The sequence below is a fragment of the Streptomyces sp. Inha503 genome, from assembly GCF_047215865.1.
Classification (GTDB): domain Bacteria; phylum Actinomycetota; class Actinomycetes; order Streptomycetales; family Streptomycetaceae; genus Streptomyces; species Streptomyces lycopersici.
Genome location: NZ_CP178360.1, coordinates 5181050 through 5207857, shown reverse-complemented (window position 1 = coordinate 5207857; position 26808 = coordinate 5181050). Strand labels below are relative to the sequence as shown.

The window sequence follows — 26808 nt, the reverse complement described above, 5'->3', positions numbered from 1 at the left end:
GGGTTCGTGTGGTCGGTTTCAGTGGCCAAGACGACGCTCCAGGGCTCGCATCAGAAGGGAAGCCGGATAGGCGATGAGGATGAAGGCGATGCCGACCATCGTGTAGGGCTCGATGTACTGGAAGGACGACGCGCCCTCCGCGCGTGCCTTCTGAAGCATGTCGACGACGCCGATCAGCGCGAGCATCGGGGAGTCCTTCAGCATCGCGATGACGTAGTTGCCCAGTGCGGGCACCACCCGGCGAATGGCCTGCGGCAGGATCACCGCGGTCCAGGTACGGCCGCGGGAGAGGCTGAGCGCGGTCGCCGCCTCCCACTGGCCCTTGGGCACACCGTCGATACCGGCCCGGTAGACCTCGGCGGTGTACGTCGAGTAGTGCAGACCGAGCGCGATCACTCCGGTGGTGAGCGCCGAGAACTTGATGTCCCAGGTCGGCAGCACGTAGTAGAAGAAGAACAGCTGCACCAGCAGCGGCGTGTTGCGGATGAACTCCACGACCGCCGCCACCGGCCAGCGGACGAAGCGGGTCGGCGAGCGGAAGGCCATCGCCCACACCAGGCCGAGCGCGAACGCCAGGACCGAGCCCAGGGCGGTCGCCTCCAGGGTGATCAGCAGTCCGTTGCCCAGCTCGGGGAGGAAGTCCTTCGCCACATCCCAGTTCCAGCTCACTGGGCACCTCCCGCCGTGATGATGTTGGACGACTGCTCGGCCTCCTGGCGCGAGGACAGCTTCCGGGTGATCAGCGGGCCCTTGCCGGACTTCACGGGGGCCTGGCCGATGCCCGCCTTGGCGCGCCGCTCCAGCAGCCGCATCAGCCGGGTGAGGACGAAGGCCAGCACGAAGTAGAGGACCAGGATGATCGCGTAGATCTCCAGGCTGTCACCGGTCGCCAGCCGCGAGAGCTGGGCGGCGAAGGTGATGTCGGCGACGCTCACCGCGGAGACCAGGGCGGTCGCCTTCAACAGCTCGATCAGCAGATTGTTGAAGGGCGGGATCATCTCCGGGATCGCCTGCGGCAGGATCACCCGGCGCATCCGCTGCGCGGGCGTGAAGCTGAGCGCGATGGCCGCCTCACGCTGCGCCGGGGCCACCGCGGCGATCGCGCCACGCACGATCTCCGAACCGTACGCCCCGTAGGTGAGCCCCAGCGCCAGTACCGCGGCCCACATCGGCACCAGCTGGAACTGGAAGGCCAGTGGCATCACGAAGAACAGCCAGAACATCAGCACCAGGGCCGAGGTGCCGCGGAAGACCTCCACATAGAAGCCGGTCAGGAAGCGGACGATCCACAGCGGGGAGGTGCGCGCGATCCCGATGCCGAACGCCACGACGGCCGCGAAGACCGCGCTGTACAGGGTCAGCTGGATGGTGATCCAGACGCCCGGAAGTAGCCAGTTTTCCCATAGCCCGGCCGTCATGAGCACAGCTCCTTGGCGGTCAGATCGGTCATCTCTTCCTTGGTGAAGCCGAAGGGCCGCACGATGCGCAGCAGCTCGCCGCTCTTCTTCATCTTGTGCAGCTCCACGTTGAACGCGTCCCGGAGCTTGGTCTCCTCCGGCCGGAAGGCGAAGCCGCCGGCGCCGATGTCCGGCTTGCCGTCGACGTACGCCTGGAACGGCTCGGTGGCCTCGGCCCGCTGGCTGTTCCGCTGCTTCACCACGTTGTGGACGGTCACGGTCGTGCCCGCGAAGACATCGGCCCGGCCCTGTTCCACGGCCAGCAGCCCGGCCAGCTGGTCGGGGAGGATCAGCATGTCGCTCTGCTTGATCCCGGCGTCCTCCGCATAGCCGATCTCGGCGTAGGCGGTGCCGGTGGCCATTTTGGCCTTCTTCTTGAAGATGTCTTCGTAATTGTGCAGGCCCTTGGGGTTCCCCTTGCGCACGATGAACGCGTCACGCATGCGGTAGTCCGGGTCCGAGAAGATCACCTGGGCGCAGCGCTCGGGGTTGATGTACATCCCCGCCGAGACCACGTCGAACTGCTGCGACCGAAGACCCGGGATGAGCGAGCCGAACTCGGTCGGCACCGGCTGGACCTTGGGCACGCCCAGCCGCTTGAAGATGACTTTCGCGATCTCCGGCGCCTCGCCGGTGAACTCGCCGTTCTCGTCGATATAACCGAATGGGATCTCCCCCGCAATTCCCAGCCGGACCGTCCCTTGCGACCGCAGCCGCTCCAGCAGATTCCCCCCGTCCTTGGCGCCCGAGCCGGACACCCGGCTACAGCCGGCCGCGCCCAGCAGACCCAGGGCCGCACCGCCGGCGAGAAGCGCACGGCGGCTTGGGCCCATTTTGGCTATTTCTCTGCTATCGGTGTCTTTCCCACGTGGTGGAGCCATGGGCGCGCGGCTACCCGACTCCGCCAAATGTATGCGGGTCGTTTCCGGCCCTTGATACAGCCGATGCCTGGGTAGTCCCCTGGGACAGGACTGGTTCCGAAGCGACCTGGAGGAAAGTCGATGGTTGACCGAGCCGACCGGTTCATCGAGGTCTCGCTCGACAAGCGCGGGGTGAGCTGCACGGCCAAGCTGCTTGACGATCTCGCGCCGATCACCTGCGACGCGGTGTGGAACGCCCTGCCGCTCGGGGGTGACGTGTATCACGCGAAGTACGCACGCAACGAGATCTACACGCTGCTGCCCCCCTTCGCGCCCGAGGAGCCGCCCCTTGAGAACCCGACGATCACCCCGATCCCCGGGGACCTGTGCTACTTCACCTTCACGGACACCCAGCTCGGGACCAAGTCGTACGGATACGAGACCGAGGCCAAGCACCAGGGGCGGCGGCAGGTGATCGACCTGGCACTCTTCTACGAGCGGAACAACCTGCTGATCAACGGCGACGCGGGCTGGGTGCCCGGGATCGTCTGGGGCACGATCGTGGACGGCCTCGACCGTATGGCCGACGCCTGCCAGGACCTGTGGCGCGCGGGGGCGCTGGGGGAGACCCTGAACTTCCGCCGGGCGTAGACCTCGGCTCGCGCCGGGTACGGGCCTCGCGCCGGGTACGGGCCTCGCGCCGGGTACGGGCCTCGCGCCGGGTACGGGCCTCGCGCCGGGCACAGGCCCTCGGCTTGTGCCCGGCGCGGCCCATGGGCCGGGGCGGAGCTGCCCCTGGCCCTGTCCCTGGCCCTGTCCCGGGCCAATGGGCCTTACGTCGCCGGGGGGCGCACCCCGTCCGCCAGCCCCGCCTCGAACAGCGCGTGCGCCGCGCGCAGCACAAGCGCGTCCGCGTGGCGCGCGCCCACCAGCTGCACCCCGATCGGCAGGCCCGCGCCGCTGAGGCCGCACGGCACCGAGGCCGCGGGCTGCTGGGTCAGGTTGAACGGGTAGGTGAACGGGGTCCAGCCGGTCCACCGGGTGTGTTCCGACCCCTTGGGCACCTCCACCCCCGCCTCGAACGCGGTGATCGGCAGCGCGGGGGTGACCAGCAGGTCGTACGCGGAGTGGAACCGCCCCATGGCGTGGCCGAGGGCCATCCGCACATCCACGGCCGCCAGATAGTCCAGCGCGCTGTACGACGCCCCCTGGGCGCAGATCTCGCGCAGCCCCGGGTCCAGCAGCTCCCAGTCCTCCTGCCCCAGCGGCTGCACCACCCGGGCCGCGCCGCTGAACCACAGCGTGTGGAACGCCTCCACCGGGTCCTCGAACCCCGGGTCGATCTCCTCGACCACCGCGCCCAGCTCCGCCAGCAGGTCCACCGCCCGCCGCACCGACGCGGCCACCTCCGGGTCGACCACGGCCGCGCCGCCGAGCGCGGGGCTGTAGGCGACCCGCAGGCCGTCCACCCCGCCCCCGCCGGCGGTGAGCGCCTCCCGGAAGCCGCCCTCGACCGGTCCCAGCTGGGACCAGTCGCGCCAGTCCGGACCGGAGATCACATCCATCAGCAGCGCCGCGTCCGCCGCGTCCCGGGTCATCGGCCCCACATGGGCCAGGGTGCCGAACGCGCTCGCCGGATAGAGCGGAACCCTCCCATAGGTGGGTTTCAGCGCGAAGATGCCGCAGAAGGCCGCCGGGATGCGGACCGAGCCCCCGCCGTCCGTCCCCAGGCTCAGCGGACCCGCGCCCAGCGCGACCGCGGCCGCGCTGCCGCCACTGGAGCCGCCCGCGGTCCGCTGGGGGTCGTACGGATTGCCGGTGACCCCGTGGACCGGGCTGTCGGTGACGCCCTTCCAGCCGAACTCCGGGGTTGTGGTCTTCCCCACGAACACCGCGCCGTGCTCGCGCAGCCGCGCCACCGAGGGCGCGTCCTCGTCCCATGCCCCCGCCTCGGGCCGTACGGTCCGCGAACCGCGCAGGGTGGGGGCGCCGCGCTGCAACAGGATGTCCTTCACCGACACCGGGACGCCGTCCACCAGGCCCACCGGGGCCCCGCGCCGCCACCGCTCGGCGGACTCCTCCGCCTGCCGCAGCGCGCCCTCGGCGTCCACCCGGGTGAAGGCGTTCACCTCCGGCTGAATCTGCTCGATCCGGTGGAGGACCGCACGGGTCGCCTCGACGGGGGAGAGCTCGCCGGAGGCATAGCGCTCGACGAGTTGAACGGCTGTCAGGTCGTGAATGTCGGTCATCCGGCTCTCCGTTCAGGTCCTGCGATCAGTCCACCGGTACGTACCCGAGGCGTTTGTCGACGATGTTGAGCAGTGGTTCGCCCGCGCACCAGCGCTCGTAGTTGTCCTGGAACTGGTCGGCCAGATGGTCGCGCCACCCGACCGTGTCGCCGCTCATATGGGGCGAGACGAACAGCCCGGGTACGTCCCACAGGGGATCGTCCGAGGCCAGCGGCTCGTGTTCGAAGACGTCCAGGGCCGCGCCGGCGATCCGCCGGGCGACCAGGGCCGCCGTGAGGTCCTTCTCGACGACCAGGGGGCCGCGGCCGACGTTGATGAACCGGGCGGAGGACTTCATCCGGTCGAAGACGGTGCGGTCGAACATGCCGCGGTTGGCGTCGGTGAGCGGCGCCGCGCTCACCACCCAGTCGGCCGACGGAAGCAGCTCGGGCAGCTCGTCGCCGCCGCGCACGCCCTGCCGAGCGGTGCGGCCCACCAGGTCGACCACCACGCCGAGCGCGGCCAGGGTGGAGCCGATGGCCCGGCCGATGGGACCCGCGCCCACCACCACGGCGCGCGTTCCGGCCAGCCGCATCGTCTCGCGGTGCTGCCAGCGGCGCTGCCGCTGTAGCTCCCAGCTTCCGTGGAAATCCTTGGCCATGGCGATCACCAGACCGGCCACATACTCCGCGATCGGCTGCTCGAAGACCCCTCGAGCATTGGTCAATACTGTCTCGGACGCGACGAGTTCGGGGCAGAGCAGCCGGTCCACCCCCGCGCTCGCGGTATGGACCCACGCCGGCCGGGGACCCTCGCCGGGCCAGGCGTCGCGGACCGCGTCGGAGGTGAAGTCCCAGACCAGGAGCACATCCGCGGTGGGGAGCGCCTGGGGCAGCGAGTTCTCGTCACAGACGAGCACCTTGGCCCGGCCGGCCACCCGGTCCAGGTGGACCGGCGGCTGGTCGCCGAAGACGACAACTGTGCTTTCGGACATAGGCGGGAAACCGTTTCGAAACGTGGATGGGTTTGCCTGAAGAAGGAGCGGGCAGGCGCCTCAGTTTGAGGATTGACCACGCTAGGCAGCGGAAACTACCGTCGTCAACAACGGCATCTGTCTCGGCGTCCCCGGCATCAGGCCGGCTCTCTCCATCCAAATCTCTGGCCAATGGTCCAGTCCCTCCGTTCCGTATTGGGGCTCGCTTTGGACGTCTCTTTTCTGGGTGGCCCACAGCCGCAGCGCGGCGTGGGTGTGGTGGCACCGTTCGACTTCGCACTCGACCGTGAGCTGTGGCGCTGGGTGCCGGACGAGGTATCCCTCCACCTCACCCGTACCCCGTTCGTACCCGTCGAGGTGAGCCTCGACCTGGCACGACTTGTGAGTGAGCACGAGACCTTGCACGACGCGGTGCAGGCGCTGGCGGCCGTCGCACCGGAAGTGGTGGCGTACGCGTGCACCTCGGGCAGTTTCGTCGGCGGTGTGGCCGGGGAGCGCGCGATGTGCGCGGCCATGTCCCAGACGGGTGAGATCCCGTCGCTGACCACCTCGGGCGCGCTGCTGGAGGCGCTGCGGGAGATCGGCGCCCGGCGGATCGCGGTGGTGACGCCGTACACCCAGTCCGTCACTGACTCGCTGGAGGAGTATCTGGCCGAGGGCGGGATGACCGTCACCGGACGGGCGTACCTCGGACTGACCCGGCACATCTGGAAGGTGCCGTACCGCGATGTGGTCGACATGGCCCGGCAGGCGGTGGTCGGGGCCACCGACGCGCTCTTCATCAGCTGCACCAATCTGCCGACCTACGACGTGATCCCGCAGCTGGAGGCGGAGCTGCGGATGCCCGTGCTGTCCGCGAACCAGGTCACCATGTGGGCGGCGCTGCGGGCGATCGGCGCCCAGGCCGTGGGGCCGTACCAGGCGCTGCTGGACCCGGTGGCCCGGTCCGGTCCGGCGGGGATGTCGGTGTCGCCGAGCGGCCCGTTCCCGGTGACGGACCCAGTCGTCGAGTCGATGCTCGGGGCCGTGGAGGCGGTCGAGTCCGTGGTGGACGAGCCGGAGGCGGCGCTGGCCGGGGCGGCCTCGCCGGGGCCGGACGGCGACCCGGCCGACGGGCTCGACCCCGGCTTCGGCACCGGCCTCGGCGAGGGCCCCTACCTGGACGATTCCGGAGGCCCGGCCGCGGGGTGAGACGGCGGCCCGGGGTGCCCGGCGGGTGGGAACCCGCCGGGCTTCCGCGGTGTAGGAGAAGTGACAGCAGTGCAGGGGCGGCGCTCGCGGGGGCCGCCAGTCAAGGAGGCAGTCATGGTGGACTCGACGCACCCGGCCCCGGACACGGTGGGCTTTCTCTACCCCGGATACTCCGCCGAGGACGAATACCCGCGCCTGGAGGGCATGCTCGGCGGCGACAGCGGCGACATCCGGCTTCCACTGGTCCACACCGACATCGGTGAGGACGCCCATCGGGTGGACGCCCTGCTGGAGATGGGATCGGCGGCCCGCCTCGCGGCCGGGGTCGCCGAGCTCGCCGAGCGCGGCGCCCGGGCCGTGGTCTGGGCGTGCACCAGCGCCAGCTTCGTCTTCGGCTGGGAGGGCGCCAAGGAGCAGGTGCGCGAGCTGGGCGAGACGGCGGGGATGCCCGCCTCCAGCACCTCCTTCGCCTTCGCCCACGCGGTGCAGGCGCTCGGCGCCGACCGGGTGGCCATCGCCGCCACCTATCCGGAGGACGTCGCCGACTACTTCCGGGCATTTTTGAAGGCGGCCGGCGCCGAGGTGGTCTCGATGCGCGGCAGCGGAATCATCACGGCCGCGGAGGTCGGCACCTGGGGCCGGGAGGAGGTGCTGGAGCTGGGCCGCGCCGGGGACCACCCCGAGGCCCAGGCGGTGCTCCTGCCGGACACCGCCCTGCACACCGCCGCCTGGATTCCGGATCTGGAGGCGGAGCTGGGCAAGCCGGTGCTCACGGCCAACCAGGTCACGGTCTGGGAGGGGCTGCGGCTGCTGGGCCGCGATCCGGTCCATGACCGGCTGGGCACGCTCTTCGCCCGGAGCGGCGGATAGCGCGGCGGGTGGCGCGGCCGCGGGTGGGTGTGCCGAAGGGCCCGAGGAGCCGGTGACCGGGAGCTGAATCCCGGCGAAATTCCATGGCGCTCTTTTGCCATCAGGGCATTCCGCTTATCGGACTGCGCCTAGCATGCAGCCGTGCGTCGCCAACATCTCTCCCCGGTCCCGCCGGCACGTCATCTGCTGGTCGCCGGTGCGGTGACGGTGGCCACGGCCGTCGGAATCGGCGCGCTGGCGGTCGGCGGAGGCTCCTCGGACGGCTCTCGTGCGCACCCCTCCGCGAGCGGAAGCGCGTCCACGAAGTCATCGGACGGGCTGCGGCACACCTCCGTCGAGGTGTCCGAGGGCGGCTGTGGCCGTGGCTGGACCGATGCCACCCATGGCAAGCAGGTCTTCGATCTGCGGAACACCTCCAGCAGACCGGCCGAGGTCTATCTCACCAATCCGGCGAACGGCGCCGTCTACGGAGAGGTGGAGGGACTGGGCCCCGGCACCAGCAGACCGCTGAGCGTCACGCTCGGCGGGGGCTCCTACGCCTTCGTCTGCCTGCCCGAGGACGCGGACGCGGTCACCGGGCCCACCGTCACCGTGTCCGGACCGGCGCGGGGCGGTGGACCGGCCGCGGTCCCGGTCAGCCAGCAGGATCTGATCCCGCCCACCATCGCTTACCAGAAGTGGGTGGCGGGCCGGATGGACGAGCTGGTGCGGCGCACGGACGCGCTGCGCTCGGCCATCCACTGCGGTGACCTGGCCACGGCCCGTGCGGCGTGGCTGCCCGCCCATCTGGTGTACGAGCGGATGGGCGCCGCCTATGGCACCTTCGGCGACGCCGACGGGGCGATCAACGGCACCACGGCGGGGCTGTCCGACGGGGTCCACGACCCGGACTTCACCGGCTTCCACCGCCTCGAGTACGGCCTGTGGCACGGCGAGTCCGCGAGCTCGCTGCGCCCGGTCGCCGACCGGCTCGTCAAGGACGTCCGGGACCTGCGGGACGATTGGCCGCAGGAGCGGATGGACCCGGCCGACCTGGGCCTGCGAGCGCACGAGATCATGGAGAACACCGTGCAGTTCGAGCTGACCGGCCGCACCGACTACGGCAGCGGCACCAATCTGGCCACCGCGCGGGCCAACCTGGACGGCACCCGGGCCGTGCTGCGCCGGCTGGAGCCGCTGCTGAAGCCCCGTGCCCCGTGGCTGCCCGAGCTGGAGAGCGATCTGGACCGTGCCCAGCGGACCCTGGAGCGCTCGCACCACGGCGACCGCTGGACCCCGCTGGACCGGCTGAGCCGCACCGGGCGCCAGCGGCTCAACGCGGACACCGGCGCGCTGGTGGAGCGGCTGGCCCGGGTGGCGGCGCTGATGGATGTGCGGAGGACCCGGTGAGCGAGGTGCTGCGCAGGGGCTTTCTGCTGGGCGCCGCCGCGGGCACGGTCGGCGCGGTGACCGGCACGGCCGCGGGCACGGCGGCCGCGAAGGAGGACGGGCCGGAGGAGAAGCCCACCCGCGTCCCCTTCCACGGCACCCATCAGGCCGGGATCCTCACCCCGCCCCAGCGGGCCACCGCGATCATCGCCTTCGACACCGTGGCCGAGGGCCGCAAGGAGCTGACCGACGCCTTCCGTACGCTCACCGACCGGTGCCGCTTCCTCACCGCCGGAGGCGCCCCCGATCCGGTCGGGATCACCGCGCCGCCCGCCGACTCCGGCACCCTGGGCCCGGAGGTGGCCGCCGACCGGCTGACCGCGACCGTCGGCGTGGGCGCCTCGCTCTTCGACGAGCGCTACGGACTGCGGGACCGCAAGCCCCGGCGGCTGCACGCGATGCGGTCCTTCCCCGACGACGATCTCGACCCCGGCTGGTGCCATGGCGATCTGAGCGTCCAACTGTGCGCCGACAGCACGGACACGGTGCTGCACGCGCTGCGTGACATCGCCCGCCACACCCGCGGCGCGCTACAGATCCGCTGGCGTATCGACGGCTTCGTCAGCCCGCCGCGTCCGTCCGGCACCCCGCGCAACCACATGGGGTTCAAGGACGGCACCGCCAACCCGGACACCGGGGACGCCAGGGCGATGGACCGTCTGGTGTGGGTGGGCGCCCACTCCGGGGAGCCCGCCTGGGCCACCGGCGGCAGCTATCAGGTGATCCGGCTGATCCGGATGCTGGTGGAGTTCTGGGACCGGGTGTCGATCAGCGAGCAGGAGCGCATGTTCGGCCGCAGCCGGGACTCGGGCGCCCCGCTGGACGGCCAGCATGAGTTCGACACTCCGCGCTTCGCACAGGACCCCAAGGGCGACGTCATTCCGCTGGACAGCCATATACGGATGGCCAATCCGCGCACCGCCCGGACCGAGGACCAGCGCATCCTCCGCCGTGCCTACAACTACGACCGGGGCATGGACGGTAATGGCAACTTGGACATGGGGCTGCTGTTCTGCTGCTACCAGCAGGATCTCGAGCGGCAGTTCGAGACCGTGCAGAAGCGGCTGGCGGGGGAGCCGCTGGTGGACTACATCACCCCCTTCGGCGGCGGCTATTTCTTCGCCCTCCCTGGGGTGAGGGACCGCTCCGACTGGCTGGGACGGACCCTTCTGTCCTGATCGTCGCCCCACCATCCGGTCAAGAACACCTCAAGAGTTCCTTGGATTCTTCTGACCCTCTATTCACTCGGCCGCCTCCATGGATTCCATCGGAGAGTCCTGCCCGCGGCACAGGATCAGGCGCAGGCGTGAAACGCGAATCATGTGGAGGCATGGCATGGGCGGCACGGCAGGATCCGAAGGCGGCCGACGGCGTGGCCGGGCCGCGCGCTGGGGTGCCCTGGCCGGCGCCGCGGCCCTGGCGACCGTGGGCGGGGTGGCCCCCGCATGGGCCGCGCCCGCGAAGGGCGGCCACACCGCGACCCCGGTGAAGCATGTGGTGGTGGTCTTCGACGAGAACATCTCGTTCGACCACTACTTCGGCACCTACCCCAAGGCGGCGAACACGGACGGCACCAGGTTCACGCCGGCCAAGGACACCCCCAAGGACATCGACACCCTGGCGAACGCGGGGCTGCTGGAGAAGAACCCCAATCTCTACAAGCCCAAGCGGCTGCGCGGCGACCAGGCCATGACCTGCGACCAGAACCACTCCTACGGCCCCGAGCAGTACGCCGCCAATGGCGGCAAGGCCGATAAGTTCGTGGAGAACACCGAGGTCAGCAAGTGCACCGGGCTGTTCGGCGAGCCGGGTCTGGTGATGGACTACTACGACGGAAACACCGTCACCGGCCTGTGGAACTACGCCCAGCACTACGCGATGAGCGACCGCTCCTTCAGCTCGGCCTACGGTCCCTCCACCCCCGGAGCGCTGGAGCTGGTCTCGGGCCAGACCCATGGGGTGATCTCCACCGACCCCAAGTCCTCCACCGAGGACCCGGTCCAGACCGACAAGCCGGACGCGTACGCGGTGGCCTCGCCGGACGCCAAGGGCGTCGGCACGATGATCAACGACCCGGACCCGGCCTTCGACGACTGCTCCAACAAGGACCACACCAGCGGCAACGCCCTGGCCCGGATGAAGGGCCGGAACATCGGCGATCTGCTCAACGCCAAGGGTGTGAGCTGGGGCTGGTTCCAGGGCGGCTTCCGCCCCAGCACCGCCTGGGACGGTGAGCGGGACCACTACGCCAAGTGCTCCGGCACCACCCACAAGAACGTCGGCGGCGCGGCCTCGGTGGACTACAGCCCGCACCATGCGCCGTTCCAGTACTACAAGTCCACGGCCAACCCGCATCACCTCCCGCCGAAGAACGTCCAGGAGATCGGGCACAGCGGCCGGGCCAACCACAACTACGACCTCACCGACTTCGACGCGGCGCTCAAGACGGGCCGTCTGCCGTCCGTCAGCTTCCTGAAGGCCGCCGAGTACCAGGACGGCCACGCCGGTTACTCCGACCCGGTCGACGAGCAGCACTTCCTGGTCAAGCAGATCAACGCGATCCAGAAGTCGCCGCAGTGGAAGGACACCGCGATCGTCGTCGCGTACGACGACAGCGACGGCTGGTACGACCACGCCTACGCCAAGCCCCTCAACGGGTCGACCGACAAGACCCCGGGTTCGGGCGGCAAGGCCACCGACAGCCCCGCCTGCCAGTCCGCTCCGAAGCCCGCGGGCGGCTACCAGGACCGCTGTGGCCCCGGCCCCCGGCAGCCGCTGCTGGTGATCTCGCCCTTCAGCAAGTCCAACAAGGTCGACCACACCCAGACCGAGCAGACCTCGATCACCCGCTTCATCGAGGACAACTGGCACACCGGCCGGATCGGTGACGCCTCCTTCGACCGCCGGGCGAACACCCTCTCCGGGCTCTTCGACTTCCGTCACCCCAACGACACCCAGGTGCTGCTGAAGTCCGATGGCTCGGTCGCGTCGGTCCACAAGTCCGGTCACTACACGACCTCCGCCCTGGCCGCCGACGCCCCGATCGTGAACGCCGCGGCCGCCGACGCCCCGACCGCCCGGCGGCTCGCCGACGACAAGGGCGTCTCCGCCGCCCCGCCCATCGGCCTCACGGCGGGTGCGCTGGTGCTCGGCGGCGCCGGTACGGCGCTGGCCCTCCACCGCCGCCGCACCGCACGGGCCGCGGGCTAGGCCCGTTCCGCGCGAGCGCGCGGCACACTGTCGTCGGGTCCGCCGCCACACCTCCTCCCCAGGTGACGGCGGACCCGGCCGTTCACCGGAGGCCGGGGAACAGGGGCCGGGAATAAAGCGGAGCCTTTCTCCGGTTGAATGTCGCCGGTAGACGTGGAGGCGTGGCGGCGCGGCGCCGCATACGCATACGACATACGCGCACCATGCGGTGCGACCAGGGAGGCGGGCCACCGTGGCCGATGAGCAGGACCGGCGAGACGACCAGCGCGACCCCATCCGGGCCCGGCCCCTCGGCAGCGCACCGGTGCCCCTGTCGGTGCTGGACCTCGCGACCGTCGGCAGCGGGGTGACGGCCGCCGAGGCGCTGCGGACCACCACCGAGCTCGCCCGGCTCGCCGAGCGCCGGGGCTTCCAGCGCTTCTGGGTCGCCGAGCACCACTCCATGCCCGGGGTCGCCAGTTCCTCCCCGGCCGTGATCCTCGCCCATCTCGCCGCGCACACCGAGCGGATCCGGCTGGGCTCCGGCGGGGTGATGCTCCCCAACCACGCCCCCCTGGTCATCGCCGAGCAGTTCGGCACCCTCGAGGCGCTCGCCCCCGGCCGGGTGGACCTCGGCCTCGGCCGCGCCCCCGGCACCGACGGGGCCACGGCCGCCGCGCTGCGCCGCACCGAGCGGCTGCGCGAGGGCGCCGACGACTTCCCCCAGCAGCTCGCCGAGCTGACCCGCTTCCTCGACGACGACTTCCCCGACGGCCACCGCTACGCCCGTATCCACGCGGTGCCGGGGCCGGTGCAGGGCACCGTGCCCGGCGGGGTCCAGTCCGCCGACCGGCCGTCGATCTGGCTGCTGGGCTCGAGCGGGTTCAGCGCCCGGCTCGCCGGGATGCTCGGCCTGCCGTTCTCCTTCGCCCACCACTTCTCCGCGGCCAACACCGTCCCCGCGCTCGACCTCTACCGCGAGACCTTCCGGCCGTCCCCCGTGCTGGACGAGCCGTACGCCTCGATCGGCGTCTCGGCCTTCGCCGCCGAGGACGAGAAGGAGGCCCACCGCCAGGTGCTCACCGGCGCCCTGGCCATGGTCCGGCTGCGCACCGGACGCCCCGGCCTGGTGCCGACGCCCGAGGAGGCCGAGCGGTACGAGTTCAACGAGATCGAGCGCGACTTCATCAACAGCTGGCTCGCCAATGTCGAGTACGGCAGCCCGGACCAGGTCCGCGAGGGGCTCGACGGGCTGATCAAGCGCACCGGAGCGGACGAGGTCAAGATCACGGCCAATGCCCACGGCCGTGCCGCCCGGCTGCGCTCGTACGAGCTGATCGCCGACGCCTACGATCTGCCGACGGCGCACACGGAGGCGTAGCCCTACAGGGTGTCCGCCGCGTGGCAGGGGCTTCGCCCCTGGGCCCCGGACGCCCTTCGGGCGTGTCCTCAAACGCCGGACGGGCTGAAATCAGCCCCTCCGGCGTTTGAGGAGCGGGGCCTGGGGCGGAGCCCCAGTCATGGGAAGGGGCGGGTAGGGGGAAGCGCCGATGTGCGGCTCCGCCGCGTGGCCCGCCGCAGGCGTACGCGTACCGCCGGACTAACCCGGCGCCGGGCAGTTGATCATCGCCTGGATGCGGTCCGGCGGCACCGGACGGGAGTAGAACCACCCCTGTCCCGTATCGCAGCCGATCCGCCTCAGCCGCTCCGCCTGCTCGGCGCTCTCCACGCATTCGGCCGTCACCGTGAGGCCCAGCCGGTGCGCGAGCTGCACCAGCGCCTCGACGATGGTCTCGTCGGCCGGATTCGGATGCTCCTCCGCCCGGAACCCCTGGACGAACGAGCCGTCCAGCTTGAGCGTGGAGACCGGCAGCCGGCTGAGGTAGGCGAGGTTGGAGTAGCCCGTCCCGAAGTCGTCGATCGCGATGGCCACCCCCATGTCGCTGAGCGCCTGAAGCGCCTGGAGCGGCCGCCCCGTGGACCCCATCACGGCCGACTCGGTCAGCTCCAGCTGGAGCAGATGCGGCGGCAGCCCGGTCTCGGCCAGGATCGCGCCGACATCGGCCACCAGATCGGAGTCCCACACCTGGCGGACCGCCACATTCACGCTGACCACCAGCGGATGCGGCGGTTCGGTCAGCTGCCAGGCACGGGCCTGGCGGCAGGCGGTGCGCAGCACCCACCGGCCCAGCGGCACGATCGCGCCGTTCTCCTCGGCCAGCGGGATGAAGCGGTTCGGCGACAGCCGCCCGAACTGCGGATGGTCCCAGCGCACCAGCGCCTCCACCCCCCGGACCACCCCGTCGCCCAGCCCCACCAGCGGCTGGTAGTCGAGTACGAACTCGTCCCGCTCGACCGCCGGGCGCAGGGTGCTGGACAGCGCCTGCCGGGTCATCCGATGGGCGTTGCGCTCCGGGTCGAAGAGGGTCCAGCGCGCCTTGCCGTCCTCCTTCGCCCAGTACAGCGTGGTGTCCGCGGCCTGCATCAGCCAGGTGGTGTGGGTGCCGGCCGCGGGCCGCTCCACCACGCCGATGCTCGCCGACACCGACAGCCGCTGCCCGCCCACGTCGAACGGCTCCTGAAGGGCGGCCAGCACCGTCCGGGCGAGGTCGCACAGCTGCTCGGTGCCGGTGGAGTTGCGGACCAGCAGGGCGAACTCGTCCCCGCCGAGCCGCGCCACCAGATGGCCGTCGGGCGCCGCACAGTCGGTGAGCCGCTGGGCGACCGCGCCGAGCAGCCGGTCGCCGACCCGGTGGCCGAGGGTGTCGTTGACCGCCTTGAAGCCGTCCAGGTCGAGATAGCAGAGCCCGATCCGGCCGGTGCCCCCGTGGTCGTAGGTGGCCGCCTCCAGCGCCCTGGTCATCCGCTCGAAGAACAGGCTGCGGTTGGGCAGCCGGGTCACCGGGTCGTGCATCTGCAAATGGCGCAGCCGCCCCTGGAGGTCCCGCTGGTCGCTGATGTCGGCCATCGACAGCAGCAGACCGCAGCTGTCCGGCGCGGGCTCGACGGTGATCTCGGCCCACAGGGCATGGCCGTCGGCGCGCCGCAGCCGCCGGGTGCGGCGCAGCCGCGCGGCACGGCCGCCGAGGACGTCCCGGTACTCCCGCCAGGTGCGCGGATCCTCGCGCAGATCGGCCAGGTCCGCCGCGCTGCGGGTGATCAGCAGGGCCGGATCGGTGCCGAGCAGGGCGCCGAGTGCGGGGTTGGCGTCGAGCACCCTGCCCTCGCGGTCGACGACGGCCATGGCGAGGCGCGCCACATTGAAGGCGGCGCGGTAGTCACCGGGCGCGGGGCCGGTCGTGGGACCGGCGGTATGCCCGGTGGCGGGCCCGGCGGTATGCCCCGCCGCGGGCCCGGTGGTATGCCCCGTTGGGTGCCCCGCGCCCGGGGGCGCGCCGGGGGCCGGGGGCGTGCCCAGGACCGACGGCGCGCCGGGGGCCGTACGGGGTGCGCCGGAGTCCTCCGCGACTGGAAGGACGCTCGGCATAGCATCACGCTCTGTGATCGTCGGCAGTGTCGCGCCCGGGGCGCGTCCCTGCCCGTCGGGGGTTCCGCTCACCGCTCGCTCCCGCGTGGCGTTTGTTGTGTCCAGGTTGTTCGTACACATCTTGTGCATGTCTCACACCGGGTGCCGGGCCGACCGTAAGTGCCTGCCTGAAGGGGGATTCCCCGTTGGAAATGTGCCGATCATAGGGGCTCGTACTCCGGGCGTTCCATCGATGTCATCGCGCTCACCGCCGCCTTGACAATGTGTTTGGTCGTATCTGTTCGACTCTGCGCGGGCCAACGGCCGCTCTGACCGAATGTGACCGTCTGTTACGTACCCGGATCGCGGCCTCTTCACTCGACCAGCCCAACTCAACAGGGCGTACCCCGCCAATTCACCTCAGGGTGGAGTGGGTGTTCCGACTACGCCCGGGAGGTCGACATGGTGCGTCCTCAGGTACCCGAGGGGGTGCACCGGCAGCCTCGGCTGCGTCGGACCGGAGCCCTGCTCACCTCGCTGAGCGCGCTCATCGCGACCACCGTGGTGGCGGGCCCCGCCGTCGCGGCCGGCCCCGGCGGCCCCTGTGACCTGGAACGCACCGACGCCCACCACTCGGAGGGCGTGGACAGCTGGAACTCCCGCTATCCGCGCCCGGTACGCCGCCTGGACGCGGCGATGGTCTTCCTGTCCTTCCCGGACGCCCGGCCCCGGGTGACCCCCAACCAACTGGCCGCCGACCACATCCCCGCGACCCCCAATTTCTTCAAACGGGCCTCCTACGGGAAGTTCGGCCTACGGGTGCATCCGCTGCGGCGCTGGATCACCATGCCCCAGCGCTCCACCGCGTACGCCATACAGCGCGACTGGAACACCCAGCGCCGCGCGGCCTATCTGAGCGACGCCATCGCGGCCGCCGATCCGCACCTGGACTTCGCCCGCTACGACCTCGTCTATCTGGTCGCCGACCCCGACGCCCCCGGTGTGGACGCCGACGCGACGAAAGTGGTCAACTTCGAAAAGCCACTGCGCGCGGACGGTGTCGAGCTGCGCCGCCTGGTCACCGTTTTCGAGCACCATCCGCCGGACCGCAATGTGCTGGCCCATGAGACCGGGCACGTCTTCGACCTGCCCGACCTCTATCACCGGCCGAAGGACACCGACGGCAACGCCGAATGGGACACCTACGTCGGCGACTGGGACCTGATGGGAAGCCAGTTCGGCATGGCACCCGATCCGTTCGGCTGGCACAAGTGGAAGCTCGGCTGGCTCGGCGCGCGCCAGGTGGCCTGCGACCGTGCCACCGGACCGCGCCGGTACACCCTCCGGCCCCTCGCCGCCCCCATGGCGCGCGGCGGGTCCGGCCCCGACCCCCGCACCCGGCTGGTCGTGGTCCGCACCGGGCCCACCACCGCACTGGCCATCGAGGCACGCGGTGGCGGCGGCAACGACGCGGGCACCTGCACCGAGGGCGTGCTGGTCTACCGCGTCCACAACGACAAGGCGTCGGGCGACGGCCCCGTCCAGGTGCTGGACGGCCACCCCGCCACCTCCGCCTGCTGGAACGAGTCGGTCTACCCCGAACTCGCCGACGCCCCGCTCGGCGTCGGGGACACCATGTCGGTCAAGGAGGACGCCGTACGGATCACGGTGGCGGGCCGCGCCGCCGACGGGGGCTGGACCGTCCGGGTCAACCGCAGGGCGCGCTGATGACGGCTGATGACGGGCCGGCTGATGAGCGGGCCGCGACGGCCCCGCGTGCCGCTGCCGGACCCGCGCCGCCGCGGCAGGTCGGGCCGCTGACGGACCCCCGCCGAGCACCGGGGCACCCCCGCCGAGCACCGGGACACCCCCGCCGAGTACCGGGGCGCGCTCCTCACCGTTGATCAAGTCGGCTTCGAGGTGGCGCTTCGAGACTGTGGGCCCCTTTTCGACGTCGGGCGCCCGGGAGTTGAGAATGCCGCGATACGCGAATCTGTCCGAGGCCCTGAAGGAACGGGCCCTCCGGCGCCCCGACGGCACGGCGCTCGCCCACCCCGCCGCCGACGGCACCGAACACCGCGTGTCCTACGCCGCGCTCGACGCCCGCGCCGACGCCGTGGCCGCCTGGCTGCGCGCCCGGGACGCCGCCGGCCGCCGGGTGCTGCTCGCCATGGACCCCGGTCCGTGCGCCGCGGTGGCGCTGCTCGGCTGTCTGTACGCGGGGGCCGTCGCGGTGCCCGTGCCCGCGCCGTCCGCCTCCCGGACCGATGCCGAGCGCACCGCCTCGATCGCCCGGGACGCCGCCGTGGACCTCGTCCTCACCGAGACCGCCCACGCCACCGAGATCTCCCGCCGGCTCTCCCGGATCGGCCGCGCCGGTCTGACCTGCCTCGCCGTCGACGGACTCCGCCCCGACACGGGCGCCGACACACCCCGGCAACCCCTCCGCACCACCGCCGACAGCCTCGCGCTGCTCGCCTACGACTCCGGGCCCGCCACCGCCCCCCGCGGCGCCCTGCTGACGCATGGCAACCTTACGGCGGCCATGGCCGGGCTGCGGCGGACGCTCGGCACCGACCGCCGCTCCCGGATCGGCGGCTGGCTGCCCCGCCGCCACACCTCCGGGCTGATCGGGCAGGTGCTGCACCCCTTATGGCTCGGCGCCACCGCCGTGACACTTCCGGCGGAGCCGTACCGCACCGATCCGCTCGGCTGGCTGCGCGCCATCAGCCGCCACGGCATCACCGAAACCCTCGCGCCCGACATCCTCCACGCCCGCTGCGCCGCGCTCCTCGGCGAGGAGCCACCGGCCGGGCTCGACCTCTCCCGCTGGCGGACCGCGCTGAACGCCGGTGAGCCCGTCTCGGCCGGGACCATGGCCGCCTTCCCCCACCGCTGCGCCCCGCTGGGGCTGCGCCCGGGCACCCTGGTGGCCGGTTACGTCCCGGCCGAGGGAGCGCCGGTGCCGCTGGCCGCGGGGCGCGCACCGGTGCCGGGCGCGGACTTCGCCGTCGTGGACCCGCTGACCGGGCGCCGGCTGCCCGATGGGGCGCCCGGGGAGATCTGGGTGCGCGGCCCCGCCGTCGCCACCGGCCACTGGGGCGGTCCGTCGGACACCGCGCTGCTGTTCGCCGCCCGCGTCGCCGAGGGGCCCGGCGGCTTCCTGCGCACCGGCGATCTCGGCCTTACGGTCAACGGCCAGCTCCGGATGACCGGCCGGGTCCGTGACGCCCTCCTGGTGGACGGCCACACCCTGCACCCCCAGGACGTGGAGCGCGAACTGCTGGGCTGCGCGAAGGCGCTGGGATCGGCCCGGGTGTTCTGCGCGGGGCCGGGCGCGGGGGCGCTGGTGGTCGTCCAGGAGGTCGTCCGTACGGCGGGCGGGGCGCGCACCGGGCTGCCCCGGCTGGCGGCCCGGATCCGCGCCCTGATCGCGGAGGAGTTCGGGGTCGAGACCGGCGCGCTGCTGCTGGTGCGCCCCGGCACCGTGCGCGGGGCGGGCACCGCCAAGGTACGGCGCGCCCTGCTGCGCGAGCGCTATCTGCGGGGTGAAGTGCGCGCGCTGCACGCCGAGTTCGGGCCGGGGGTCGGTGAGCCCTGCCGGGGTGGTGTGGCGTGAAAAGGGGGCGCACGGTCGCATGCGCGCTACGGGATGGGCGTTCGACGGGCGTATTTGCCCGCGAATCGATGGAATGGCCGAGAGAGCGGGGGAATAATCGCCATGCGGGGTGCGGCCGGGCGGGGAAAGCAGGGGGCGGCATGGTCAGGGTGCTGATCGCGGAAGACATGCACATGTTGCGCAAGGCACTGGTCGCCCTGCTGGAATTCGAACCGGACATCGATGTGGTGGCCGAATTCTCCGACGGCGCCGAAATCCTGCCGCGCGCCCGTGAACTCCGCCCGGACGTCGCGGTGCTCGACATCGATCTGCCGGGCGTGGACGGGCTCACCGCCGCCGCCGAGCTGAGCACCGCCGTCCCCGAATGCCGCACCATGATGCTCACCAGCCTCGGTCGCCCCGGAAATCTGCGCCGGGCGCTGGCCGCACATGTCTCCGGCTTTCTGCTGAAGGACAGCAGCCCGGAGAAGCTGAGCGACGCCATCCGGGCCGTCGCCAAGGGCGAGCGGGTGATCGATCCCCAGCTCGCGCTGGCCGCCCTGGACGACGGTCCACAGCCGCTGACCCCACGGGAGCTGGAGGTTCTGCGGTTCGCCGCGAAGGGCGAGGACTCCGGGCAGATCGCGGCCAAGCTGTTCCTGTCGGTGGGCACGGTGCGCAACTATCTGACGTCCGCCGTGGCCAAGCTGGACGCCCGCAACCGGGTGGACGCCATCCGGATCGCCCGCGAGGCGGGCTGGCTCTGAGGCGGCGTACGGCGGCGTACGGCGGCGTACGGCGGCGTACTGCGTTCCCGTGCGCCGGTCGGGCCGTCAGGGGTTCCGTTACGCCGTCAGGGCCCGTTCGCCATCGGGCCCGTCACGCCGTAACCGTCGGCCCCGGGCCGTACTCCCGGCCGCTCCGCGGCGCCTCCACGGACACGTCCAGCTCCGCCCGTAACTCGAACCAGCCGTCCGACCGTACGCCCGCGCACAGCCGCCCCCCGAGGTTCTCCACCCGCACCCGGAGGTTGCCGATGCCGCTGCCGCCGTCCGAGCTGTCGGCGCGCAGGATCGTGGACGGCCGGCCCACCCCGTCGTTGACGAGGGTCAGCGACACCCGGCGCCCGCTGCGCCGCGCCTCGACCGCGCAGTGGTCGGCCTTGCTGTGGCGCAGCACATTGGTCAGCCCCTCGCGCAACACGCTCGCCAGCACCGTGTCCACCAGCTCCGGCAGCGGTCCGCAGTCGATCTCGGCCGTGGCGCTGATGCCCGCCGCGGCCAGCATCGAGCGGGCCGTCGCCGCCTCCGCCGACAGCGACATCTTGCGATAGCCGCTGGCCACCGCCCGTACGTCGGCCAGGGCCTGACGGGAGGTCTGAAGGATCTCCGAGAGCTCCTGCTGGGCGCGGGAGTTCTGCCGGGGCACCAGCCGGTGCACCAGCTCGCATTTGAGGGTGATCGTGGACAGGCTGTAGCCCAGCAGATCGTGCACGTCCCGGGAGAACCGCAGTCGCTCCTGGGCGACCGCCAGCCGGGCCAGCTCGGCCCGCGACCGGGACACCTCGGCGACCAGCCCGGACAGCCGCGAGAGCCCGAAGACCACCAGCCCGGTCAGCGCGGTGGAGACCGTGGTGTAAGCGACCTGACCCCAGCCGAAGCCCACCTGGAACAGCAGGACGTCCGTGCACAGCAGGATGGCCGCGAACGCGGGCCACGCCAGCGCCGGGATCAGCACCAGCAGCGAGGAGCCGGCCAGGAAGCCCGGCATGCCCAGCCAGGCGTGCTTGAAGACGGCGAAGGGGGCGAAGGTCAGCACCATCTGGAGCGCCAGCGTCCAGCGCCGCGCACCGCTGAGCCGGGGCGCGAGGCCGGGGAAGGAGTGCAGCATCTGGAGACAGAGCAGCATCGTCATCGGCAGCAGGGCGAGACCGAGCATCGCCGCGTCGACCGACCTGCCCGAACGATTGCCGTCGACCACATAGGTGACGGCCACGGCGAAGTACCCCACGAGCACGAGGACCGTGATGACCACGGCCAGACGCGGCGCCAGACCGTCCTGGTGGCGCGGTGGATGGTTCCCGGCATCGTCGGGCAAGAGGCTCCCCTGCACTCGTCCTCCGGATGGTCGGGCCGGATTGGGTGGCTTGCCCGAGAGTATCCGATCTTCACCCGGGGTGGAGAGGCCCTGTGGAAGGCTCATGGTGTACGCAGAGTTACCGGATATCACGGGGGATCACAGGAAAAACGGAATCGGGTTGAGGTCCGCGTAGGGCGTGGGCCCCGGCAGCCGGCCGAGCGCCACGGGGGCGTCGAAGAGCCGGCCGGGCGCGAACCGGGCCCAGTGCGGGCGCATTCCGGGCACCAGCACCTTGGCCACCGGCAGCCCCACATCCGGCCGGGTCTGGTCCAGCACCAGCAGTTCCATCCCGCGCCCGCGCACCAACTCCCTTACGGCGGCCAGCGCACCGCCCTCCGGGAGGCCGGCTGTCCCCGGGGGCGGCAGGGCGGCCGGATCGGGGGTCAGATACGGGTGGTCTGCGAGGACCGCGGTACGGAACCAGCGCAGCGCCTCGGGCTCGGTGGCGCCGTAACCCCCGCCGTCGGCACGGGCCTCGACCACCGCCGGAAGCATCTGGTTCAGCTCGGCGAAGGCGTGGCACAGCGCGGTGTGCCGGTCGAAGTGGGCGCCGAAGCCGAAGGTGATGTCCTCCGCGGGCTTGTCGAGGCGCCGGGAGAGCGCGGCGACCACCGGGATGCCGAAGTCCGTGGTGAGGTCCAGGGCCCACACCTCGCGCCGCACGCCCCGGTGGGCGGCGCGCACTTCGGCCAGCCAGGGGTCGTCGTAGGCGTCCAGGGCCACGGCGGGCTGCCGGGTGCGGTTGTACCACCACAGGGCGACCGCGTCCCGCTCCACGAGCTCCAGGAAGCCCCGTACGACGGCGTCGGCCAGGGTGCCGCCCGCCGCCGCGCCGTTGGAGTCCGCCCGGCAGCAGCGGTGGCCCGGGGGCTGCGGGGCGCCGTAGTACAGCAGCGCGGTGGGCAGCAGCCGGTGGCGCTCGGCGGTGAGCGACCACACCGGGGTCCAGTCCAGCTCCGCGCCCTCGTCGAACGGATCCTGGACGCGGTGGCGCGCGGGGAGGGCGTCGTCCCGGAACTGGCGCGGGTCGAAGAGCTGGACGGTGTCCGGGTGCACCGCGTCCTCAGGGCGCAGATCGCGGTAGCGGGCGCGCTGACGCGGTTCGTCCCCCTGGAAGTGGCCGCTGTAGTGCTCCAGGGCCTCGCACAGCGCGCTCGCCCGCGCCTGTTCGGCCGTGCGGCCCTTACCGTGGGCGGCGGCCCGCAGGCCGGCCCTTACGGCGTCCAGGCCGCTGTGGGGGCCCGCCCCGGCGTACGAAGGGTGGCGGGCGTGGAAGCAGTTGAGGACGGCGGGGCCGCGGGGGTCGCGCCGGATCTCGGTGACCAGCCCGGTGACGGGGTCCACCAGATGTCCGTAGCGCTCCATGATCCCGCGCGGGGAGGTGTCGGCGGTGTCGGTGGCGGTACCGGTCTCGGTCAGCGGCTCCTGTGACTCCTGCGGCTCCTGCGGCTCTCGTGACTCCCGTGACTCCCGTGACTCCCGTGGTGAGGGCAGCGACAGGGGCGCCCGTATCCGGGCCGCGACAAGCGCCGGATCGCCGCAGCCGGCGCACTGCGGGCGTCGGGAGAGCGGATGGCGGTCCACGGTGGCGGTGAGGCTGTCCAGGGTGCGCAGCTCCCGCTGGCCCGGGTGCCGGTACCCGGCCAGCCACTTGGCGGCCTCCAGGGCGGCGAGCTGGAGCGCGGCGGCGCGGCTCGCGGGCAGGGCGGCGGGCGGCCGCGGCACCGGTCCGGGGCGGCCGAGGCGGCGCTGGAGATACGCCTCGGCCTGCCGTCCGCGCCACAGCCGGTCGGCCAGACAGACCCAGCACGGATCGTCGGGGGCGCCGAGGAACGGGCCCAGCCACGCCTGAGTGCCCACCGGTTTGACGGGCAGCCAGCGACGGCCGGCGGCGCGGTGCGCGGCGTCCACGGCGGCGAGCCGGGGATCGAGGTAGTCATCGCACGCCACAAGGGTGAGTTCTGCGGCGTCATGTTGACGGAAGGCGATTTGACATATCTCCCGCCGAGGGCTATTGGCTCCCGGGGCCGTCGGATCGCCTTCCGCCGCCTCCGCGTTCACGGACCTCGGGTACGCGGTCTCGCCGTCCACGGTCCTCAGCCCCGCGACGCGCAGCGCCCGGACCACCTCGTCCGGGTCGGTCGAGCCGAGCGCCAGCGGGGCCACGGCGGGGCGGGCGGACGCGGGCGTGGGGGCCGGGGTGGAGCCGCCCGTGCCCAGCCCCGCCAGCTCCCAGTACGCCTCCTCGGGGCTCCAGGCGCGCTCCCGCTCGGAGACCAGCCCGGCCGCGCGGAGACGGGCGATGACGCGCTCGGCCTGCCCGGCCGGAACCGCGCCGGGCGGTCCTGCGGCGCGGCCGGGCGCTGCGGCCTCGGTGAGGATGTGGGCGAGGTCCCGCGACCCGTCGAGCAGCGGCGCCAGCGCGGCGATCGCCCGCCCGTGCAGCGCCGTGACCCCGTGCTCGGAGACGAGGTAGACGGCCTCGCCGGGCACCGGCTCGACCCGCAGATGTGGTGTGAAGCCCAGTTCGCCGGTCATGGCCCGGTCATTCGGCGCCGACGGTGCAGATGCAGATGCCGGGCGCGGGGATGGGCCAGGCGGTGTCGGAGAGGTCCTCGATGACCAGGTCGTCGTCCTCGGCGGTCCTGGCGCCCCCGGTGACCTCGGTGTTCTCGGCGGGATGAGCCAGGGCGGCGGGGCTCGTGGGCTCATGTGGGACGGGCGTATCGGTCATCGCGGACTCTCTCATCGCCGAGGGTGTGAATTTGTCATGGTGCGAGGCTCTGGAACTCATATCGAGCTCGTTACTCCGGCACTGGCCGCACAGGCCGCCCACAAGCGAGGCTCTTAGATGCCTCGGTGGCAGGGCCGCGCGGCCAGGAGGCACTTGACGGACCGTTGACGGAGGTACACGACCATGGACATCAAGGTGTTGGGGCCGCTGAGCGTCGAGGCGTGCGGTCAGTCGATCGTGCCCAGCGCGGGCAAGCCGCGCCAGATCCTTGCACTGCTTTCCGTCTACGCCAACCAGATGCTCCCGGTGCCCACTCTTATGGAGGAAATCTGGGGCACGCAGATGCCGCGCAGCGCGCTCACCACTTTGCAGACCTACATCCTTCAGCTGCGCCGCAGGCTGGCCGCGGCCTATGGCCCACAGGCCCCGCAGGCTTCCAAGGACGTGCTCGCCACGCGGTACGGCGGATATGTGCTGGAGGCCCAGCCGGGCGCGGTGGACATCCATGAGTACGACCGGCTGGTGGCAGCGGGGCGGGACGCGCTGGACGCCGGGGACGATGTGCAGGCGTCCCTGCTGCTGCGCGAGGCGCTGGCCGTCTGGCGCGGCCCCGCGCTGGTGGATGTGAAGGTCGGGCCGGTCCTGGAGATCGAGCTGGCCCGTCTGGAGGAGAGCCGGCTCGGCGTCCTGGAGCGCCGTATCGAGGCCGATCTGCGGCTGGGGCGCCATGCCGAGTTGCTCACGGAGCTCACCGAGCTGACCGCCCGTCATCCGCTGCACGAGGGGCTGCACGCCCAGTGCATGGCCGCGCTCTACCGCGCGGGCCGCCCCTGGCAGGCGCTGGAGGTCTACCAGGGGCTGCGCGCCAGACTGGTCGAGGACCTCGGGCTGGAGCCGTCGCCGCGGCTTCAGAAGCTCCAGCAGGCGGTGCTCGCCTCCGACCCGGCGCTCGATCTGGACCTGGACGGCCACTGGCGCCGCCCGGTGCTCGATCTGTTCGCCGCATAGCCCCGACCCCCGGCCCCCAGCCCCCAGCCGACAGCCGACAGCCCCCGCCCATAGCCCCCGCAGAGCAGATCCCCGAGCTCCCCGAGACCCCGTTACCGCCCCGTCCTCGTCCGGAGTCCCGTAGGTCCCGTACCAGCCGTCCCCGTCCGGCGAACCATCCCCCCCAAATACGCCCGGCGCCGCCCTTCAGCCGGGCCTGCTACGGCTCCGCTGCCCGATCCCCCCGCGCGGGCAAGCGGAGCCGTAGCGCGTCCAGGGGCTGTCACAGGCGCCCGATGCCCGATGCCCATGGCCTGAAGCCCTGGACCCTGAGCCCGACCAGCAGGAGGCGCGATGATGCGCGAGATCGACACCGATGTGTGCGTGGTCGGGGGCGGCCCGGCCGGTCTGGTGCTGGCGCTGTTGATGCTGCGGTCGGGGGCTCGGGTGACCGTGGTGGAGTGCGCCCGCGCGCATCAGCGCGTGGTCCGCGGCGAAATACTCCAGCCCGGCGCGATGGAGCTGTTGGACGCGCTCGATGTGCTCGCCGGCGCCCGTGCCCGCGGCGCCCATGAGCACCACCGGTTTCTGGTGATCGAGGGCGAGCGGGTGCTGCTGGAGGCCGACTACCGGCTGCTTCCGGTCCCGTACGACCATCTGTTGAGCGTGCCGCGCCCTCATCTGCTGGACGAGCTCCTCGCCCGCTGCCGCCGCTCGTCCGGCTTCCGCTATCTGCCCGGACGGCGGGCCGGGGCGCTGCTGCGGCGGGAGGGGCGGATCGCCGGGGTCGTCGCCGAGGGCCCGCCGGGCCGCTGTGCCGTACGGGCCCGGGTCGTGGTCGGCGCGGACGGCCGGTTCTCGCGGGTCCGGCGGCTGGCGGGCATCGGGGCGGGCCGCGCCGACGCGTTCGCCCAGGATGTGCTGTGGTGCAGCCTCATCACGCCCCCGGAAGAGCCGCCGGTCCGCGATGTGCGGGTGTACCGCACCGGCGGCGGCCCGGTGCTGGTCTACGGCTCCTGGCCGAACCGGATCCAGATCGGCTGGACCCTGCCGCACCGGCGCTACGGCCATATCGCCGCCCTCGGCCTCGATCACGTCAAGGAGCGGCTGGTGCGTGCCGTGCCGCGGTACGCCACGCTGATCCGCGATCAGATCCGCGGCCCCGCCGACCTCGGTGTGCTCGATGTCTTCTCCGCACGCGCCGAGCGCTGGGTGGCCGACGGGCTGGTGCTGATCGGCGACGCCGCCCACACCCACAGCCCGATCGGCGCCCAGGGCATCAACCTCGCCGTGCAGGACGCGGTGGTGCTGCACCCCCTGTTGGCCCGTGCCCTGGCCGAGGGCGACACCAGCGCCGAGCGGCTGGCGGAGTTCGAGCGGCGGCGCGGGCCCGATATCGCGGCGGTGACGCGGATGCGGACCCTCCAGAGCCGGGCGATCCTCTCGCAGGGCGCGTTCACCACCCGGGTGCGCCCCCGCCTTGCGCGGGCGCTGCGTCGTACGCCGCTCTATCGCAAGATCCTCCAGCGCATGGCCTACGGCAACCCCTCGATCCGTATCGCCGACGCCGGGGTGTGCGGCCGCATATGACACTCCGAGCGCGATGGCTGGAAACCATCTCCGCACCGGCTTCTCGCCACCCCGGCATTGGCGCCATACCCCGTACG

The 26808-nt window shown here is 72.1% G+C and carries 21 protein-coding genes; 12 read left to right on the top strand and 9 right to left on the bottom strand.

Features of this window, described 5'->3' with window-relative positions:
• Window positions 1-18 precede the first annotated feature (18 nt).
• From ehuD to ehuB, 3 genes are read right to left on the bottom strand one after another with little or no spacing between them, the layout of a single operon-like run.
• The gene (ehuD, locus tag ACJX2R_RS21260; RefSeq protein WP_020871050.1) at window positions 19-669 is read right to left on the bottom strand and encodes an ectoine/hydroxyectoine ABC transporter permease subunit EhuD; all 651 of its coding nucleotides are present in this window, start codon (window positions 667-669) and stop codon (window positions 19-21) included.
• Window positions 666-1418 (bottom strand): ectoine/hydroxyectoine ABC transporter permease subunit EhuC, encoded by a 753-nt coding sequence (gene ehuC / locus ACJX2R_RS21255; protein ID WP_262699766.1) that lies wholly within the window; start codon window positions 1416-1418, stop codon window positions 666-668. Before ehuC ends, ehuD begins: the two co-directional genes overlap by 4 nt.
• A complete protein-coding gene (ehuB, locus tag ACJX2R_RS21250) occupies window positions 1415-2338 on the bottom strand; it encodes an ectoine/hydroxyectoine ABC transporter substrate-binding protein EhuB (RefSeq protein ID WP_371105991.1) in 924 nt (307 codons plus the stop codon). Before ehuB ends, ehuC begins: the two co-directional genes overlap by 4 nt.
• Window positions 2339-2458: 120 nt before the next feature.
• On the opposite strand from ehuB, the gene ACJX2R_RS21245 reads away from it, so the two are divergent.
• Complete coding sequence (locus ACJX2R_RS21245) at window positions 2459-2968, top strand: DUF3830 family protein (RefSeq protein WP_210948097.1); 510 nt, start codon at window positions 2459-2461, stop codon at window positions 2966-2968.
• Window positions 2969-3150: 182 nt separating this feature from the next.
• Here the strand turns inward: ACJX2R_RS21245 and ACJX2R_RS21240 are convergent, their stop codons facing one another.
• Both ACJX2R_RS21240 and ACJX2R_RS21235 read right to left on the bottom strand, forming a co-directional pair.
• Window positions 3151-4566 carry an amidase gene (locus ACJX2R_RS21240; protein ID WP_413101427.1) on the bottom strand — a complete coding sequence of 472 codons (1416 nt, stop codon included), beginning with the start codon at window positions 4564-4566 and terminating at the stop codon, window positions 3151-3153.
• A gap of 25 nt (window positions 4567-4591) precedes the next feature.
• Window positions 4592-5539 (bottom strand): D-2-hydroxyacid dehydrogenase, encoded by a 948-nt coding sequence (locus tag ACJX2R_RS21235; protein WP_262699763.1) that lies wholly within the window; start codon window positions 5537-5539, stop codon window positions 4592-4594.
• A gap of 207 nt (window positions 5540-5746) precedes the next feature.
• Between ACJX2R_RS21235 and ACJX2R_RS21230 the strand changes: the two genes are divergently transcribed.
• The 6 genes from ACJX2R_RS21230 to ACJX2R_RS21205 all read left to right on the top strand — a co-directional run bounded on the left by ACJX2R_RS21230 (window position 5747) and on the right by ACJX2R_RS21205 (window position 13598).
• Window positions 5747-6730: a decarboxylase gene (locus tag ACJX2R_RS21230; RefSeq protein ID WP_413101426.1), complete on the top strand. Its 984-nt coding sequence runs from the start codon at window positions 5747-5749 to the stop codon at window positions 6728-6730.
• Window positions 6731-6844: 114 nt separating this feature from the next.
• Window positions 6845-7600 carry a decarboxylase gene (locus tag ACJX2R_RS21225; protein ID WP_413101425.1) on the top strand — a complete coding sequence of 252 codons (756 nt, stop codon included), beginning with the start codon at window positions 6845-6847 and terminating at the stop codon, window positions 7598-7600.
• 141 nt (window positions 7601-7741) lie between these two features.
• On the top strand, window positions 7742-8989 hold the full coding sequence (locus tag ACJX2R_RS21220; RefSeq protein ID WP_413101424.1) for an EfeM/EfeO family lipoprotein: 1248 nt from the start codon (window positions 7742-7744) through the stop codon (window positions 8987-8989).
• Entirely contained in the window at window positions 8986-10206 is a 1221-nt protein-coding gene (efeB, locus tag ACJX2R_RS21215) for an iron uptake transporter deferrochelatase/peroxidase subunit (RefSeq protein ID WP_413101423.1), read from the top strand. Before ACJX2R_RS21220 ends, efeB begins: the two co-directional genes overlap by 4 nt.
• A gap of 157 nt (window positions 10207-10363) precedes the next feature.
• Window positions 10364-12238: a phospholipase C gene (locus ACJX2R_RS21210; protein WP_413101422.1), complete on the top strand. Its 1875-nt coding sequence runs from the start codon at window positions 10364-10366 to the stop codon at window positions 12236-12238.
• Between the two features lie 232 nt (window positions 12239-12470).
• Window positions 12471-13598 (top strand): LLM class flavin-dependent oxidoreductase, encoded by a 1128-nt coding sequence (locus ACJX2R_RS21205; RefSeq protein ID WP_413101421.1) that lies wholly within the window; start codon window positions 12471-12473, stop codon window positions 13596-13598.
• A gap of 219 nt (window positions 13599-13817) precedes the next feature.
• Here ACJX2R_RS21205 and ACJX2R_RS21200 read toward each other — a convergent pair whose 3' ends face one another.
• On the bottom strand, window positions 13818-15824 hold the full coding sequence (locus ACJX2R_RS21200; protein WP_413105921.1) for a putative bifunctional diguanylate cyclase/phosphodiesterase: 2007 nt from the start codon (window positions 15822-15824) through the stop codon (window positions 13818-13820).
• 321 nt (window positions 15825-16145) lie between these two features.
• Here ACJX2R_RS21200 and ACJX2R_RS21195 point away from each other — a divergent pair, with 321 nt between their 5' ends.
• The 3 genes from ACJX2R_RS21195 (at window position 16146) to ACJX2R_RS21185 (ending at window position 20048) form a co-directional block, all read left to right on the top strand.
• Window positions 16146-17411, top strand: a complete 1266-nt coding sequence (locus ACJX2R_RS21195; RefSeq protein ID WP_413101420.1) for a M6 family metalloprotease domain-containing protein — start codon at window positions 16146-16148, stop codon at window positions 17409-17411.
• 247 nt (window positions 17412-17658) lie between these two features.
• The gene (locus ACJX2R_RS21190) at window positions 17659-19302 is read left to right on the top strand and encodes an AMP-binding protein (protein WP_413101419.1); all 1644 of its coding nucleotides are present in this window, start codon (window positions 17659-17661) and stop codon (window positions 19300-19302) included.
• 140 nt (window positions 19303-19442) lie between these two features.
• On the top strand, window positions 19443-20048 hold the full coding sequence (locus ACJX2R_RS21185) for a response regulator transcription factor (RefSeq protein WP_413101418.1): 606 nt from the start codon (window positions 19443-19445) through the stop codon (window positions 20046-20048).
• A 112-nt stretch (window positions 20049-20160) separates the two neighbouring features.
• Here the strand turns inward: ACJX2R_RS21185 and ACJX2R_RS21180 are convergent, their stop codons facing one another.
• The 3 genes from ACJX2R_RS21180 to ACJX2R_RS21170 form a co-directional block, all read right to left on the bottom strand.
• On the bottom strand, window positions 20161-21378 hold the full coding sequence (locus ACJX2R_RS21180) for a sensor histidine kinase (protein ID WP_413101417.1): 1218 nt from the start codon (window positions 21376-21378) through the stop codon (window positions 20161-20163).
• 138 nt (window positions 21379-21516) lie between these two features.
• Window positions 21517-23958, bottom strand: a complete 2442-nt coding sequence (locus ACJX2R_RS21175) for a TOMM precursor leader peptide-binding protein (protein WP_413101416.1) — start codon at window positions 23956-23958, stop codon at window positions 21517-21519.
• Window positions 23959-23965: 7 nt separating this feature from the next.
• A complete protein-coding gene (locus tag ACJX2R_RS21170) occupies window positions 23966-24154 on the bottom strand; it encodes a hypothetical protein (RefSeq protein ID WP_413101415.1) in 189 nt (62 codons plus the stop codon).
• 183 nt (window positions 24155-24337) lie between these two features.
• Between ACJX2R_RS21170 and ACJX2R_RS21165 the strand changes: the two genes are divergently transcribed.
• On the top strand, window positions 24338-25162 hold the full coding sequence (locus tag ACJX2R_RS21165) for an AfsR/SARP family transcriptional regulator (protein ID WP_037953152.1): 825 nt from the start codon (window positions 24338-24340) through the stop codon (window positions 25160-25162).
• Window positions 25163-25495: 333 nt separating this feature from the next.
• Window positions 25496-26731, top strand: a complete 1236-nt coding sequence (locus tag ACJX2R_RS21160) for an FAD-dependent monooxygenase (protein WP_413101414.1) — start codon at window positions 25496-25498, stop codon at window positions 26729-26731.
• Window positions 26732-26808: the final 77 nt, after the last annotated feature.